Annotated in this window: 11 protein-coding genes; 2 read left to right on the forward strand and 9 right to left on the reverse strand. The window is 60.5% G+C overall.

Annotated features, from left to right (window positions below):
• Positions 1-251 precede the first annotated feature (251 nt).
• From HYT87_11845 to HYT87_11885, 9 genes are all read right to left on the reverse strand, one after another.
• Complete coding sequence (locus HYT87_11845; protein ID MBI2060453.1) at positions 252-1415, reverse strand: PQQ-binding-like beta-propeller repeat protein; 1164 nt, start codon at positions 1413-1415, stop codon at positions 252-254.
• Positions 1372-2133, reverse strand: a complete 762-nt coding sequence (locus tag HYT87_11850; protein MBI2060454.1) for a hypothetical protein — start codon at positions 2131-2133, stop codon at positions 1372-1374. The genes HYT87_11845 and HYT87_11850 overlap by 44 nt, the downstream gene beginning before the upstream one ends.
• Before the next feature lie 116 nt (positions 2134-2249).
• Entirely contained in the window at positions 2250-3671 is a 1422-nt protein-coding gene (gene der, locus HYT87_11855; protein ID MBI2060455.1) for a ribosome biogenesis GTPase Der, read from the reverse strand.
• Positions 3672-3720: 49 nt separating this feature from the next.
• A complete protein-coding gene (rnc, locus tag HYT87_11860) occupies positions 3721-4473 on the reverse strand; it encodes a ribonuclease III (GenBank protein MBI2060456.1) in 753 nt (250 codons plus the stop codon).
• Between the two features lie 32 nt (positions 4474-4505).
• Positions 4506-5147: a helix-turn-helix transcriptional regulator gene (locus tag HYT87_11865; GenBank protein ID MBI2060457.1), complete on the reverse strand. Its 642-nt coding sequence runs from the start codon at positions 5145-5147 to the stop codon at positions 4506-4508.
• A gap of 26 nt (positions 5148-5173) precedes the next feature.
• Positions 5174-6964 (reverse strand): long-chain fatty acid--CoA ligase, encoded by a 1791-nt coding sequence (locus HYT87_11870; GenBank protein ID MBI2060458.1) that lies wholly within the window; start codon positions 6962-6964, stop codon positions 5174-5176.
• A 143-nt stretch (positions 6965-7107) separates the two neighbouring features.
• A complete protein-coding gene (locus HYT87_11875) occupies positions 7108-7578 on the reverse strand; it encodes a PaaI family thioesterase (protein MBI2060459.1) in 471 nt (156 codons plus the stop codon).
• Between the two features lie 111 nt (positions 7579-7689).
• Positions 7690-9783 (reverse strand): OmpA family protein, encoded by a 2094-nt coding sequence (locus tag HYT87_11880; GenBank protein ID MBI2060460.1) that lies wholly within the window; start codon positions 9781-9783, stop codon positions 7690-7692.
• Between the two features lie 106 nt (positions 9784-9889).
• Positions 9890-11236 carry a metallophosphoesterase family protein gene (locus HYT87_11885; protein MBI2060461.1) on the reverse strand — a complete coding sequence of 449 codons (1347 nt, stop codon included), beginning with the start codon at positions 11234-11236 and terminating at the stop codon, positions 9890-9892.
• 304 nt (positions 11237-11540) lie between these two features.
• Between HYT87_11885 and HYT87_11890 the strand changes: the two genes are divergently transcribed.
• On the forward strand, positions 11541-15527 hold the full coding sequence (locus HYT87_11890) for a tetratricopeptide repeat protein (GenBank protein MBI2060462.1): 3987 nt from the start codon (positions 11541-11543) through the stop codon (positions 15525-15527).
• Positions 15527-15961, forward strand: a complete 435-nt coding sequence (locus tag HYT87_11895; GenBank protein ID MBI2060463.1) for a hypothetical protein — start codon at positions 15527-15529, stop codon at positions 15959-15961. The genes HYT87_11890 and HYT87_11895 overlap by 1 nt, the downstream gene beginning before the upstream one ends.
• Positions 15962-16018 lie beyond the last annotated feature (57 nt).

Below are 16018 nucleotides of genomic sequence, written 5' to 3' on the forward strand. Positions count from 1 at the left end.
CAGAATGCCGATTCGTAGGGGAGCATCTTCAGATGCTCCCTCTTGTCGGGAGGGTCTGAAGACCCTCCCCTACGCATAATGACCAACATAAACCTTTCACAAAATGGCAAAAGTCGATCTCAGAGCCTCTGACAGAATGCCGATTCGTAGGGGAGCATCTTCAGATGCTCCCTCTTGTCGGGAGGGTCTGAAGACCCTCCCCTACGCATAGTGACCAACATAAACCTTTCACAAAATGGCAAAAGTCGAGCTCAGAGCGGCGGCTGGAATTCGAGGGCGTGGATCGTGCCGGCGTGTGTACGCACGAAGACCTTTCGCCCGGACACGACCGGTGTGGAAGTGATCGGAACCTGGGCCATGAAGCGATCCATCACCTCCCCCGAATTCTTGTGGAGAAGGTACAAGCCGCCGTTCCAGGATCCCGCCGCCAGGAAGAGGCGTCCCATGAGGACCGGTGCGGTGAGGTAGGCCTCGGACAGCTTGGTGTCCCACCGGATCTCCCGATGGGGCATGTCCATTCGGACGACGTGACCGGCGCGGGAGGTCAAGTAGATGTCGTCGTCGATCACCAGCGGCGCTTCGGTTCCGGCGAGATCGAGCCACTTCTTCCAATCGCCGTTTTCGGTTTCGTGGACGTAGAGGCCTTCGCGGGTATTGAGGATGGTTAAGCCGCGGAAGAACACCGGACGAAGATTCAGGTCGCTCAGCTTTTCCAGCTTGTCGCTGAGACGCACCGTATCCAGGGGTTTTCCGTTCTCTGCATCCAGCATCACCCAAACACCGTCCGCCGTGGTGAAATACACCCGGGCGCCGTCGATCGAGACGGGAGCCGTACGCCGGTACGCGAGATCCGCCGTGTAGCCCGGCTCGTACCGCCAGAGAGGAGCGCCGGTTTCGCTGGACAGCGCGATCACCGTATCATCGGAGCTCACCACGAAGATCCGATTTCCTCCAACGACCGGGGAGGTTGTGAATTCTTCCCGATCGACGTAGCGCCAGAGCTCGACTCCCGTGGAGGCCTCCAGGGCGAGCACGGCCCCGTCGACCGTGGCGGCATACACCCGCCCGTCCGCCGCGGCCACCGAACCCTCGATGGCCGACTGGGTATTGGACCACAACTCGCGCCCCGATTCAGAGTCGAGGCAGGCCAGCGCGGGATGCTGGGCGAACGTGACGAAGAGACGCCCGTTCGCCAATACGGCGTCGGAGGTCTCGAAGGGAGCAATGCGCCCGTCCCATTCCTCGCGCGTGGGATTGTGTTCGGGGTACCGCCAGAGAAAACGGAAGTACGGTCGCGGATCTCCGGAGCGAACGAAGGGGATGTCTCGCGTGGCGTAGCAGGAAGCGAGGAGGACGGCGGCCGCCGCCAGGCTACCGGCCGCCCGTATCACCCTGAATGTGTTTGATCCAGGCATCGGACGTTCCGAGTTCGCGCATGAGGATGTCGTCGCGGATTTTCCTGCCCCAGAAGAGCGTGGACGCAGATTCCGTGGCCGCTTCCTCGAAAGCCTTCTTGGCCTCCACCGCCTTGCCCTCCGTTTCCAGAACCAAGGCGAGATAGTACGGAACGATGGATTTCAGCGGTGAATCCAGCGTCTCCAACTTCTTGAATGTAGATCGAGCCTTTTCCGTATCCCCCTTCTCCAAATAGGCGTGTCCCAGGAGCTCTGTTGCCAGCGTCACGAGAACAGGGTAGCGGGCGCGCCTGAGTCCTTCTTCCAGCGGTGGGATGGCCTCGGCCGCTTTGCCGGCACGCAGGAGGCATCGTCCTTGGAGCACCCTCGCCCAAGCCACCACGGGCGTTCCCTTGTAGTCGGCGGCGAGTCTCGATGCCCGTTCGGCATATCCGCTCCAGAGAGGCGAGGCTTCCGCGGCCCCCGCCTGGGGGGCGCTCTCGAGGGACTGCATTTCCTTGACGAGCTTGGAGATCTCCCACGAACCCTTCTCAGCTCGTTCCTGCCGATGGCGACTGACGATCACGCTGCCGGCGGACGCCAAGACCAGCACTCCGATTGCGCCCCAAAGCCACTTCCTGTGCTTGTTGGCATAATCGAGGGTGCGGAACCCCGTCTGCTGGAACTCGTCCGGTCCGCGGATCTCTTTCCTCGTCAGTTTGATCTTTTTTTCCGGCATGGCGGCTCCCTACGTGTGGATTTCGTTGCCTTCCTGGGCAGCGCCTAACTCTTCGGGTGCCGGCCGATCCATGGCGGCGCCCTCCGTTCGGGTTTCGTTGCCTTCCTGGGCAGCGCCTAACTCTTCGGGTGCCGGCCGATCCATGGCCGGAAGTGTAGGCGAATCGGGACTTCGTGTAAACGAAAATCCCTCTGAAAGTGGTGGAGGAGAAAAGTCTGATAGTGGTCCGGCACGCGTCGGAGCGGGTGAACCGTGAGTGTAAACGCCGGGGGACGACTCCCCGTTTGACGGATGGTCCGGATCGAATATCCACGTCCTCCCACCCTCGGCGGCTGGTACGCCGCGAGCGCCTTCTTGAGGCTTTCCTGCGCGACTTCATCGGGAACATGGCGGGCGAGCTGCTCGTCCAGCCGATCCGTGAGCGGGAGAATCTGCTGTGTGCCGACGCCCGTCAACCCCGACAACTTCAGGATGGGGCAGAAGTTGAGATGCGGAAACCGGGAACGCACGGCCCATGCGGCCTTTTCGGAATCCTCGCTTGTCACGCGGTCGCATTGGGTGAGAATGAGGACCAAGCCCTTCCCCTGCTTGAGCGCGTGGTATCCAAGACGTACATCCTGAACGGCGCCCGGCTCGCGGACATCCATCACCAGCAGCGATACGTCCGAGTGATCGATGGATCGAAGCGCCTGACCGACGGACTTTTCTTCGAGCCGCGTTCCTACCCGGGCGCGGCGGCGAATGCCGGCCGAATCGGTGAACACATAACGCCGGCCCTCGCGGACGAGATCTGCATCCACCACGTCGCGTGTCGTTCCGGCCTGAGGGTCGGTCATCATTCTCGCCTCGCCCAGAAGGGTATTGAGGAGAGTGGATTTTCCGGCGTTGGGGCGACCGACGATGGCCACGTGGATGGGAGGGGTGACGGCCTGAGCCGGGGTCGGCTCCTGATCCGCCTCCGGAGTGGGCGGCATGGGCGGTATGGGGGTCAAGTCTTCCAGTTGTTCCCTACTCCTGGAGGCTTTCGATGCGCGAATGCGCGATCGAACGAAGTCCATCAGCGGCCCGATACCGCGACGATGAACGGCGGCGATGGGGAACGCCTTCTCAGCGGCAAGCCGGTGGAAATCGGACAGGGCCACGGCTTCAGGAAGGTGCTGGCCGCCCACGTCCATCTTGTTCACCGCCACGCAAAACGGTTTCCCCTTCTTTCGGATCGTGCGCGCGTTTTCCTCATCCAGCGGATGGCACCCGGTTGTCTGGTCGACCACCAGCACGACATAATCTGCATTCTCAATCGCCGCCTCAGCCTGTCGGTTGACGGCTTCTTGAATCCCCTCGCGCCGACCCGGCTCCAGCCCGCCGGTATCTTCAATTCGGTAGGTGACGCCCCGGATTTGAACTGTTTCGCCCACGCGATCCCGCGTCACGCCGGGTGTCGGATCCGCAACAGACCTCTCGTAGCCGAGGATCGCGTTGAATAGAGTCGACTTGCCGACGTTGACTCTCCCGACGATGGCCACCGTCGGGAGGGTCATCCCAGCAGCCATTTGAGATTTGAGATTTGAGATTTGAGAGACGGTGGAGTCATTCGCTCTGCGCCTGATCCTTGATGGCCGCGATCGCGGCCTCGGCCGCGATCTGCTCGGCCGACTTCTTGCTCTTTCCCTCACCCTCGCCCAGCAGCCGTCCGTTGACGCTCACGGATATTCGGAAACATTTGTCATGGTCCGGCCCCCACTGCGCAACCGTCGAATACACCGGGATCGTTTTCCAGCGTTTCTGGCACAGCTCTTGGAGGAGCGATTTGAAATCGCGGCTGAAAGCTTCCACGCGCAGGTTCTCGGGGAGTTGGGTGAGCCACGCTCCGAAGTGCCGCTCAATCAGCCGGAAGGCCTCCGCGAAACCGCCATCCAGGTAGACGGCTCCCATGACGCTCTCATAGATGTCCGCCAGGATGGATTTCTTGGCGCGGCCCTGCGTGGCCTCTTCGCCCCGTCCGAGCTGAAGGAACCGCCCAAGGTCCAACGCGAGTGATCTCTCGTAAAGACTGTCCTCGCTCACCAGTTGCGACCGCAGCTTGGACAGCACGCCTTCTGCCGCATAGGGGAACCGACCCATGATGATGTGCGTCATCGCGAGCTGGAGCACGGCGTCCCCCAGGAATTCGAGATTTTCGTAGTGGGGAATCCCCGCCTCAGAATCCGGAATGTTGGTATCGCGTATTTCCTCCACAAACGATTTATGTGTGAGAGCGATTTCCAGAAAGCCGATCTCCTTGAACCGGTACTCCATGACCGATTCCAGATCTCCAAGGAGGCGGCGGCGTTCGTCGTCCATCGGTCAGTCGGGACGGCCCCGCAAGAAAGGTCTCATGCCGAGGGAACCAGTCCCTCCCACGCCCGGTCGAAAAAGGTGGGTGGGGGCGTCAGCACGTACACAATCTCGCTCCTCGATGGGGCCACGTTCCGAAAGCCGTGGTCCAGAGTGGCTTTGTAATGCAGTGCATCGCCCTTCTGGAGCACGAATTTCCGGCTGCCCACCGTGAGCTCGACTTTGCCCTTGAGGCAGACAACGAGTTCCTCGCCGTTGTGGGAAAGGTGTTTCTTGCCGCTCCGGCCGTCCCGCTCGAGGGTCATCACCGCCGAGAAAATCCGGCCGTCCGGTATCCCGCCCGCCACCATTCGCCCGCTGAAACCCGTCTCGGAAACGAACGGTCGGACGTTGTGGTTCCCCGCGAATTCCACCTCTCCATCGGCTCCATCCACAGAAAACAACGTGGCCACGTTACATCCCAGCGCGCGCGCGACGCGGTGAAGCGTGACGATCGTGGGAACCATCTTATTGTTTTCGATCTTGTAGAGCGTGGAAACGGCGATCCCGGATTTGCGCGACAGATCGCTGATGGATACACGGAGACGCTCACGCATCTCGCGGAGTTTGAGACTGGTGCGGCGGGCGAATTCCGAGTCGCCACTATTCTCGCGCGTGATGCGCTGTCTTCGTACGGCCATCGAAGGCCGATTGTACACTATGCCCGTCAGGCGTTGTAGAGACCTTCGATCATCTCGCGGTACTTTTCCTCCACGACCTTTCGCTTGACCTTCAGCGTGGGGGTGATTTCGCCGCCCTCGATCGTGAAATCGTTTTCCAGGACGGTGAATTTCTTGACCTGCTCGTAGCGGGCCAGTTCCTGGTTCGCTTTCTCGATGGCGTCGGCAACGAGTTTCTGCACGGCGGGGTGCCTGGCGATGGTCCCATCCGTTCCCTCCCCCAGATTCTTGTCCTTCGCGTAGGCCCGCAGTTCTTCCGGATTGAGCGTTACCAGGCCGATGAGGAAGGGCCGGCGGTCGCCGATGGCCACCACCTGGCTGATGAGGGGGCACTGATTTTTGATCAGTGTTTCGATGTTTGAAGGCGCTATATTCTTGCCGCCCGCCGTGACGATGAGATTTTTCTTCCGGTCGGTGATCTTCACGAAGCCGTCCGCGTCGATCACGCCGATATCTCCGGAGTGGAGCCACCCATCCTTGTCGATGGCCTCGGCCGTGGCTTTTTCTTCCTTGAAATATCCCATGAACACATTCGGTCCGCGCATCAGGATTTCGCCATCGGGAGCGATCTTCACATCGCATCCCGGAATCGCCCTTCCCACCGTACCGAATTTGTAGTCGGTCAACGTGTTGGCCGTGCCGATGGCCGCACACTCGGTCAAGCCATAGACTTCCGCTACGAACAAGCCGGCGGCATGGAAGAATTCGAGGATTTCCGTGGAGATCGGCGCTGCCCCGGACACGAAATACTTCACCCGCCCTCCGAAGGCCGCCCGGATCTTGGAAAAGACCAGACGGTCGGCGATGGCCGCCTTGAGCGAGAGTCCGATTGGCACCGGCTCCTTTTTCTGGATGCAACGACTCCGCTCGAGGCCAACGTTTTTCGCCCAGTTGAAAATCTTCTTCTTTCCGGGCGAGGCCTGCTCCACCTGGGCCAGAATCTTCGCGTAGGCCTTTTCAAAAATTCGCGGGACGCTTCCGAAGACGGTCGGCTGCGTCGCGTGAACAGTCTCAAGCACTTTCTCAAGAGATGGGGCATAAGCTGCTGCCATGCCGGTATTAATTCGTCCCATAAATCCAATCAAATGCTCGGCTACGTGTGACATCGGCAGGAAGGACACGGTGATGTCCCCGATGGTGGACGGAATGAGTTTCTCGAGCGACTTGAGTTCGAAGATGCAGTTGCCATGGGAGAGCATCGCGCCTTTCGGCGGACCGGTGGTGCCGGAGGTGTAGATGAGAATGGCCAGATCTTCGGGCCTGATCTCCCGCAACCGGCCGTCCAACTCGCCGGGATGCTCCTTCTCGTAGGCGTCGCCCTTTTTGAGGATGTCCTCGAAGGCCAGGATGCCTTCTCCTACCGCTTCTCCCCATGAAATGACGGTCTTGAGATTTTTGAGACGAGGTAGGGCCTGAACCACCTTTTGGGCCTGTATCTTCGAGTCGAGCACGCACACCTTTGCTTCGGAATGTTCGAGGATGTACTCCGACTGCTTGGCCGTGTTCGTTTGATAGATGCCGACGCCTGACGCGCCGCACGAGAAGGCCGCGAGGTCGGCGATCGTCCATTCCGGCTGGGTTTCTCCCAGGATGGCGACCCGATCGCCTTTCTTGATGCCGAGGGCCAGCAGGCCGTTGGCGAACCGGCGCACGAGCCGTCCGTACTCTTCCCAAGTTGCTTCCATCGTTTGGCCGTTCTTGACGTAGCGATAGGCCAGCTTCTGGGGGGTTTGCTTCACCCTCCACCAAAACAAATCCGGAACGGTTTTGACTTCCATCGTTATTCACCTCCCTTGGTGAGATGGAGTTTTACCTCGACCGGCGTCCCGATGCAAAGGGACAAGGATGAGCGGATCTCTGGGTAGGCGCACCCTTCAGGGTGCGTCTTCGGACGCGCGGGCATAAAAAAGCCCGCGGCTACCTAGGCCCCACGGTCACTCGGCACCTGATCGCTGTATCGTTTCGCTTTTTCATCGCGGATGAATACGGTGCCCTGCGCGAGGGCGACGGTGCGGTCCTCGTTGGTCACCACGATGTGCACCACCGCCACTTGTTGCCGAAGCGATTCGACGCGCGCCACGGCCACGCAGCGCCCTTTCTCCACCTTGCCCATGTAGTTGATTTTGTACTCGAGTGAACGGGCATCGCGGCCCGTGGTCAGGGGAAAGACACAGAGCGCGAGGGCCGAGTCGACCAGGCTGGCCACGGCACCGCCGTGGACTGTGCCCGGGCCACCCCACAGATGCTCGCCCACTTCCATGCTGCACGTGATCGTACCCGGCCCGATCTCATCCACCCGAATGCCCATGTGGTTGAAGAAGGGAGAGAGCCGGACCGCCTGGCGCAGTCTCTCTGCATGTTCGGCGTTGTATTGGCTGCTGAAGTCCTCCATCGAGCGGAAAATACCATGTATTTGGATTGGACAAAACCGAGGACTGGGTTCTCCCGCCGACTGGCGGGGGAATGACGGAGGGGCGGTTCTTTTCTTGTTGTGGGGGGAGGGTCAGTTGGTGGTGATTTTGTCGAGGGTGGGTTGAGGCTGATAGAGGTGGAAATCGACGCGGCGGTTCAGGGAGCGGCCGGCCGCATCCGCGTTGGAAGAGACGGGCTCAAGATCGCCCATTCCGGTGACTTTCATGCGCGATTCGGGAACGCCGCGCTTGGAAAGTCCGTTGGCCGCCGCTTTGGCTCGGGTCATGGATACACGCATGTTGCTCCTCACCGTTCCGAGCGAATCCGAGTGGCCTGTGATGTTCACGTTGAACTCAGGCTTGGCATTCAGCGCGTTGACGATGTCATCCAGGACGGCCGCCGCCCCCTCGGGGAGAGAAACTTGGTCGTATCCGAACTCCACGTGCCAGGGCGCCGGCGTGAAGGGATCGAAGTCCGCACGGCGATTCTGCATCCGCGAAACCCGGTCCGTATTCGGCGCGATCGGCCGGCGGTGGCCCATGGCCACCGGAACGAGGCGTTTCCGGTCGACGCCTTTTGAGGCCAGGTAGTCGACAATCGCCACCGCCCTTTGGAGGGAGACCCACTTGTTCAATCCCGATGATCCGGTCTCATCGGTATGGCCCACCACCCGGAGGATGACGTCCGGGTGCTCTGCGAGTTGACGCGCCAGCTCGTCCAGCACCGAGTAGTAACTTGGATCGATGGCGGCGCGATCGAACTTGAACGGTATTTTCTCGGTGAGAAAGATGGAATTGCCGGCGGATTCCGACGGCCTTGGTTCCAGCCGGGCGATTTCAACGGGCGGATTCTGAGCGGCTTCCTCGGCCGGTTCAGGCTCCGACTTCACGGGCTCCGGCGCAATTTCTTGAACCGCCGCCACCTCAACGGGCTTTGTTTTCGGCTTCTCCAGCGCCAGTGTGATTTGCAGTTTCTGGCCTTCGCTCACCTCCACCGTTTTCTCAGCCGGTTCGTAGCCATCATATTCGGCCTTGAGCGAGTGCTTACCGGGGGAGAGTGGACCGGCTTCGAAGTGGCCGCCAGGGATCGTGACCCGCGCATCGGGATCTCCGCTTACGAAAACGGCTGCGCCTTCGATGGCCTCTCCGGTGGCGGCATCCACCACGGCGCCCCGCACTTCCCCTCCCCGGCCATCCGCAGCGACGCGTGACCGGGCGGCGGCTTCCGGCATCCCGGTGAAATACGCGAGAGCCACGATGGCCCGCCAGGGAGGAAGAATTTCCTGATCTTCAGGCCCTGGAAAATCGCCGCTGAGAAAGCCCAGGTCCGCCGCGGCTTCCACCTGCCATCGACTCGCCAACGGAACTCTCACTCCGGGGGTAAGCCAGATCGGATTTTCGGCAAAGCCGATCCTCTCCCTGGCCAGGCGATCCGAAGTGTCGTCGGCAAACGAGCTGCCGAGAGATTTCCCGTCGAAGTCCTGAAAGGTGAAAAGATCGACGAAGGCGGAGATGGGTTTGAATCGCGCCTCCGCGCCGACACCCATCAGCCAGCTGCTTTCAACATAGGACCCCTGGGCGAAACGGAACGGGCGCGTCAGCGTTCGGATATCACGGTCGAGGGATTTGGCCGAGCGGTCCCAATACGTGCCCAGATTCAAATGGAAATGGATGGGGCTCAAATCCACGGACCCGGCGGCGAGAACGGTGGGGCTGATGGACGATATTCCGGTTCGGCCTTGCTGCGCCGGAGCACTGGTTGTGGCGCTTGCCAGGAGGGAAAAATCAAGGCGTGATCCCCGGAGCAGCGCGCCCTTCACCGCGATCGTGGTGTCCCCGAAATAACCGTTGCTTCGCTTTGCGTCTTCCGGCGGCCGAATGACGTCGGATCTCCCTTCGACGGCGAGGCCGAATTCGAATCGTTCGAACATGGAATAGGCGGATCCGGATCGGGTATAGGAAAGGGTCCAGTCGATCGATCGGTGATCGTAGCCTTCCAGCATGAAGTTTTTGGCCGTGAAGTAGCCGGATTCGATTTTCAGGAGGCTTGCGCCCGCCGGAAGCCGTGAACCGGATGATGTACGCGCAAGTCCAGACACGCCGTTCTGGGTGGCGCCGGAGGCTTCCCCGGCAACGCCCGGGCGGCCGAGGCCCAATAGGAATAGGAATAGAACTGGAATGCCCATCAATCCACGCGCACTTGCCGTCATAGCGTCCCTAGGGGTGGGATAGTACCGCACTGGGGGGCCGAAGTCCACCCCCAGCCCCGAACGTCCTGACTCCCGGAACGATTTACCGGCGCGCGCGGCGAAGACCGATCAGAGCGAGCGCCGCGAATGCCAGGCCGAGATCTGCCGCTGCGGACGATCCGAAAGGCACGGCCGTGCAGCCGCCGCCCCCTCCTCCACCGCCGCCCTCGCCCCCGCCTCCCCCTCCGCCGCCGCCGGGCGGAACGCAGGCCGGGTTCTTGTCGGCCCCCTTGTCGATGGTGAACGAATCGAGGACGGTCGAGCCGTCGATCGACAAGGTCTTGATGTCGATGTGCGATCCGTTCACGTCGAACTGCATTGCATGATGGGTGCAGGAGTTCATGGTCTGAAGTGATGAATTCTGGCGGACTTGCAGCTTACAGTTAAAGCCTAGATTTACCAATCCATCGAGCGGCGCGCCGCCCCCGCCCGTGAGCAGGTGGTAGACGCCGTTCTTGTACGCCCGCTGATAGGAGTGTTCGTGCCCGGAGAGCGTGGCATCGATACCGTATTTCTCGGCGAGGGGCTCGATGTTGTTCTGGTTGTTGTCGTTCGGACCGTGCCAAGTCACGCCTTCGAAGGTTTCGTGGTTGGCGAGGAAGACGTGTTGGATGTTCGAGTCGGCCTTCGCGGCGGTCAGCTCCGATTCGATCCATTTGTATTGGGCCGAGCCGGGAGTAGCATCTTTGTAGTCGTCATAGACGACGAAGCGCGTATTCCCGTAAGTGAAGGCGTAGTACGTATTGTAGGCTGTGTCCGGCCCCTGGGGGAGAAGCCAGAACCGTTTCCAGTTGGTACCGTTGCTGTCGTTCGCATCGTGATTCCCGATGGCGGGGAAAAGGACGTTGTGATTGAGATAGTTCTTCGTCGTATCGAACCAGTACTGCCACTGGGTGTTATCGCCGCCCACGTAAACGTAGTCGCCCGTTCCGATGATGAAGTCCGGGCCGATTTTTTCGTCGATCATTTTGATGATTTTCGCGTGCTGGGTGAAGGGGTCGTCCCACTGCGTGGCGCCGCGGGTATCGCCGTACACCGCGAATCGGAAGGGCTGGCAGGAAAGAATCGAGGTTGTGAAATAGGAACTGGAGCCGCCGGATTCAACGGAGCCGGAAATGACTTTGTAGTAGTAGAACGTGCTGGGATCGAGGCCGGTAACCGTAACGTGGTGATTCGTGGCTGAGGCGCTCTCATCGGCTTGCTTGTCCAGAAAGACGACGTTCGTGCCGTAATTGACGATGCCTTTCGTGGGGGCGTCGCTTTCCCAGTTGACGGTTACGGAGTACGGCGAAAGATTGGTGAGGTACGGACCCTTTGTGATGGCGGCCTGGGCGGCCGTGGAACCGATGAACAGAATGGTGAGCGTAGCTGCGCCGACGAGCTTCTTCATGCCTTCCCCCTTCCCGATGCGGATTTCATGGCCTTATATGGGCCCAGGATTATCACCGTCCTGGCGATACGTCAAGGGGATTGGGGGAAGCAACGTATAATAGGTGACAGTATACTCTATTTATAAATAGAGTATACGGTCACCTATTATACGTTGACGGGGCTTCTGGACGAGCGAGCGATGTGGTAAGAAACCTGCACATGGATGCTGAAACGAATTCAGCATGACGCCCGTACTGAAGCGGTGCCTCAGTACCGGATTGGTTTTCACTCTCGGATCAAACGCAGCGCAAGGCTTTCAGAATGTGAGATTCGAAGCCGAGTGGGGAAATCCGGGCGGCAGGAACGGGCCGTTTCGGGGGCCCGCAGCGCTCGCTTTGGACTCCGCTTCCAACCTCTATGTGGCCGATTCGAAGGGCGATCGAATTCTTCTGGTCGGCGCCGATGGCCGGGTGATCCGATCCCTGGGGAGCCGCGGCGAGGGCGCGGGGCAATTCGATTCCCCTTCCGGCATTGGTGTGGATCGGGAAGGCCGCATATACGTTTCGGATACCGGCAACGACCGCATACAGGTCCTCGCCCCATCAGGAACGCCGGTCTACGTTTTTGGCGCAGAAGGGAACGGCCCGAAACAGTTCGACGAACCCCGTGGGCTCGCGCTGATTTCCGATCTTCTTTTCGTGGCCGACGCAGGGAACCACCGAATACAGGTGTTCAGCCGGGACGGAGTATTTCTCCACGCCTTCGGAAACGAGCAAACGCTCCAGAAACCCGTGGATGTGGCCGCGGGATCGGACGGGCGCGTGTTTGTCGCCGATGAGAGCGGAAATCGAATGCAAGTCTTCAACCTGGACGGGGCATTGAAAAGAACCATGTCCGCCCCAACCGATGTACCGGAGAATCTCCTGCGCCCCGTTTCCGTGGACGTGGACGCGCGCGGCTACCTTTTCGTGGCGGATTCCGGCAATTTCAAGATGAAGAAGTTCGATCCCTCGTACAAAGTCGTCGCCTCGATGGGATCCAAGGCAAAAACGGGCTCCGGCGCCTTCATTGAAATGTCCGGTTTGGCGGCAGACTCCGCGGGGCGCGTGTATGTTTCGGATGCTGAGAAGAACACGATCCAGATTTTTTCCACGGAGCGTGAGAGTCAGTTGCCCCTTCCCCGTCGAATCCTGCCTTTCAGCGCGGAAGTGGAGGAGATCGTTCCGGGCCGGGTTCTGGATCGTGTACGCATGGAGGACGGCTCGACGGTGGTCTTGGAGGCCGATTCCCGCAAGATGGTCGTCAGCGGCGTCGACGGCACGCGGATCGAAATGGGCCCGTTCAGAGAGCCCGTTTCGCTCGGTGTGGATCGATCATCCTCTCCGTTGCGCTCCGGGGACGGCGAGAAGAAGCGGTATCCGGAAGAAACGCCGGGAAATATCTGGGTGGTGGATGCAGGCGCCCATCAAATTCTCAAGTATGCCAAGGATGGAACTCGCTTGTTGGCCATTGGGAAGAAGGGATCGGCCGGCGGGTATCTGGATTCTCCGCGAGGGATGGCCTTTTCCACGAACGGGAATCTCTATGTGGCGGACACGGGAAATCACCGGATTCAGATCTTCACGCCCGAGGGTCTGGTCGTCGGATCCATCGGACGGAAAGGGGAAGCCCCCGGAATGCTCAGGGAGCCGGTGTCGATCGCGATGGACGACTCGAACAACGTGTACGTTGCCGAGGAGGCGAATGCGCGGGTCAGCCGATTCGACGAACAGGGGAAGCTGATCGGGATCATCGGCGGGCGCGGCACGGCAAGCGGCCGGTTTGAAAAACCCCGCGCGCTGGCGTGGTCACCGAGCGGGTCGCTGCTCGTCTACGACTACGCAAGACAGGACATTCAACTGTTCACGTCTGAGGGGGAATTCATTTCCAGTTTGGGGAGCGGCGGGGGAGGACGAGGGGAGTTCCAGTCGGTCGAGAGCCTGCGAGCCCCCTCCCCCACCCAGCTCTGGGTCATGGACGGGGAGCGCGGCGACACGCAGGTTTTCACGCTTCGATTCACGCCTCAAACCCCGGCGCGCGTGTCGGCCAAGGGAGGACTGAAAGTCATCGAGCTTTCCTGGGAGGCCGGCGGTGAGTCCTATCTCGACGGCTTCAATCTGTACCGCAGGGAGAATCCGCGCCGGGCGTTCGAGCGGATTCATTCCACACGGGAGAGCGCGTGGGCCGACCGGGAGGTGGTCAAAGACCGGACCTACGAATACGCCGTCTCCGCCGTGGCGCGGGACGGCTTCGAGAGTCCCTTGTCGAAAAGCGCTTCCGCCATGCCCTTGAAGCTGGTGCCGCAGGCGCCGTCCGGAATCAAACTCATGCCCCGGGAGCTGGCCATGGTCGTCTCCTGGCAGCCGAATCCGGAAAAGTTCATCGATCACTACACGGTGTATCGCGGGGAAACACCCATCGGGGACTACAAGGAGGTCGCCCGACAGTCCACCACCGTGGCGTTCGACCGGAATCTCCAGGAGGATCGCGTCTACTACTATCGAGTGACGGCCACGGCCAAGGAGGGTGAAGAGAGCCCCGCCGGCACGGTTGTCTTCGAGCGTCCCCTGCGTTCTCCGGTGTCCAAGCCCCCCTTGCAACTGGCGCCTATCGAGCTGCGTCCCCTTTTCGCATCGCAATACAAGCTTTATGAAAAGGAATCGTTTGGCCGCGTGACCATCCGCAACAATACCGATTTGCCGATCCCCAACGTTCGGCTCAGCTTGAGTGTGAAGGACTACACGGACTTTCCCACCCAGATCGCGATTCAGGAGATTCCACCCATGGGCTCGGAAGATCGGGACGTGAAGTTGGTCTTCAACAACAAGATCCTGGATCTCACGGAGAGCGCCACCGTGCAGTTGGCGTTCACCCTCGGCTACTTTGAGGGGCGCATGGAGCGAACGATGGCCGACGCCTATCCTGTCACGGTCTACGAGAAGCACGTCCTGACGTGGGACGATCCCTCGAAAATCGCCGCGTTCGTGACCCCCGGGGACCCGGTGGTGGCGTCGGTCGCGCGCGCGGCCATCGCCGAAATTCCGGAGAATGTTCATGGGATGACGGACAACGTCATGAAGGCCAAAACGATTTTCGAGGTGGCCGGGCTGGCGGGCGTAAGGTACGTTGCGGATCCGAATACACCCTACAAGGAGGCGTCCCAGAACAAGGCCCGCATTGATTTCGTGCAATTCCCCCGTGAAACGATTCAGCTCAGGGCCGGTGATTGCGACGACCTCAGCTCACTCTTCGCATCGCTTTTCGAGAACGTGGGCGTGACCACGGTCCTGCTCGATGCTCCCCCCCGCTTTGTGGCATCCAGCCAGTCGCGGGACGGCCATGCCCTCCTGGCGCCGGGCCACATCTTCATCATGTTCGACTCGGGCCTCACGGCGGAGGAGGCCATCGATCGCGGCTTCGCTCTCGACGATTTTGTTGCTTGCGATCCCTCTCCGCCGACCTCGGCCGCGTCCTGTCCAATCCCGGTAGCCGCAGGCTTTACGCCTGCGTCAGAAGACGCACCCGTAAAGGGTGCGCCTACCAAGCCCGAGTGCAAGGACGCCTCCATTGAGAGGGCGGCTACCTCACTTACGACTCACGACCCACGACTCACCACTCACGACTCATCCCTGTGCGTCCCGTTGGAGATCACGATGATCGGCTCGTCCTTTCGTGAGGCGTGGAATAGGGGAATCACCGAGTGGAATGAAGGGTCGAAAGAGGGGCAAATCCGAGCGATCGACATTCATCAAGCCTGGGATCGATACAAACCCCCTTCGCTTGTTCCCGTCGATTTCAAGCCCATGAAAATCCCGGCGGTGCGAATCGAAAAGGAGTTTCCCGGTGAACTCCGCTCGATCGCCCTCTCGCACGTGCAAAGGACGGGCGCTGTGTGGAGTGAAAAACTGGCCTCCTCTCCCGACGATCCGGAAGCGCTGAATCGACTGGCCGTGCTCCACGCGGAGTTCGGGTTCGGCGCCGAGGCCGAGAAGTGGCTCCTTCAGATCCTTGCTCGTGATGCGGCGAGCGCCGACGCGAGCAACAATCTCGCCAACATCAGGTTCATGGGAAAGGACTTCAAGGCCGCGGCGGAATTGTACGCGAGGGCGGCGACGGCGGACCCGTCGGACGCCTCGATACTCGCCGGACTTGCTCGCGCTCAATTCAGGGGTGGCGACGCCAAGCAGGCGAAGGAAACCCTCGTCAAGGCCCTGCAGATCGACGCCGGGATCTTGGACGAATACCCTGACCTGACGCAGATTCAACGATAATGTCGTCACCCGTCACCCGTCGTTCCCTGCCGGTAGCCTTCTTTTTCCTCTTGCTACTCACGACTTACGATTCACGATTCACCGCGCCCTCTTCGGCGCTTGATCTCGGAAAGGTCGAGAACCTGATGAACGCGCTCGAAAAGAAACTAGAGCAAGCGGCGCCTGCGAAAACGGGTTCGAAGCGCACGATGACCGGCGGGGTCCGCGCGGCCCAACAGAAGGAGCAGATCAAGCTCTACTGGCGCGGCAAGCCGAAGCGAACCTCGATCCCGAGGCCGGCCGAGGATTTGGCCAAGGCACAACAGATCCTTGCCCTCCTGAGAGAAAAGAAAACGGAGCAAGCGCGCGCCGAGATCGATGCCTTTGCGAAGGCGTTTCCGGAGAGCCCGTTCAAGGCGGAACTCGATTCGATTTCCCGGGAATTGGCGGAATGAGAGCGCCAAGCCGGGTAAGAAGTCGGGGTCTGGGATCCGCAGGCATGAAGCCTGCGC

The sequence above is a fragment of the Nitrospirota bacterium genome (genome assembly GCA_016180645.1).
In the GTDB taxonomy this organism is placed as follows: Bacteria; JACPQY01; JACPQY01; order JACPQY01; family JACPQY01; genus JACPAV01.

Bases quoted from the DNA above. Each gene is read 5' to 3' on its own strand.
- HYT87_11845 (MBI2060453.1), bottom strand. From the start codon at position 1,415: ATGCCTGGATCAAACACATTCAGGGTGATACGGGCGGCCGGTAGCCTG.
- der (MBI2060455.1), bottom strand. From the start codon at position 3,671: ATGACCCTCCCGACGGTGGCCATCGTCGGGAGAGTCAACGTCGGCAAG.
- HYT87_11895 (MBI2060463.1), top strand. From the start codon at position 15,527: ATGTCGTCACCCGTCACCCGTCGTTCCCTGCCGGTAGCCTTCTTTTTC.
- HYT87_11880 (MBI2060460.1), bottom strand. From the start codon at position 9,783: ATGGGCATTCCAGTTCTATTCCTATTCCTATTGGGCCTCGGCCGCCCG.
- HYT87_11875 (MBI2060459.1), bottom strand. From the start codon at position 7,578: ATGGAGGACTTCAGCAGCCAATACAACGCCGAACATGCAGAGAGACTG.
- rnc (MBI2060456.1), bottom strand. From the start codon at position 4,473: ATGGACGACGAACGCCGCCGCCTCCTTGGAGATCTGGAATCGGTCATG.
- HYT87_11865 (MBI2060457.1), bottom strand. From the start codon at position 5,147: ATGGCCGTACGAAGACAGCGCATCACGCGCGAGAATAGTGGCGACTCG.
- HYT87_11850 (MBI2060454.1), bottom strand. From the start codon at position 2,133: ATGCCGGAAAAAAAGATCAAACTGACGAGGAAAGAGATCCGCGGACCG.
- HYT87_11870 (MBI2060458.1), bottom strand. From the start codon at position 6,964: ATGGAAGTCAAAACCGTTCCGGATTTGTTTTGGTGGAGGGTGAAGCAA.
- HYT87_11885 (MBI2060461.1), bottom strand. From the start codon at position 11,236: ATGAAGAAGCTCGTCGGCGCAGCTACGCTCACCATTCTGTTCATCGGT.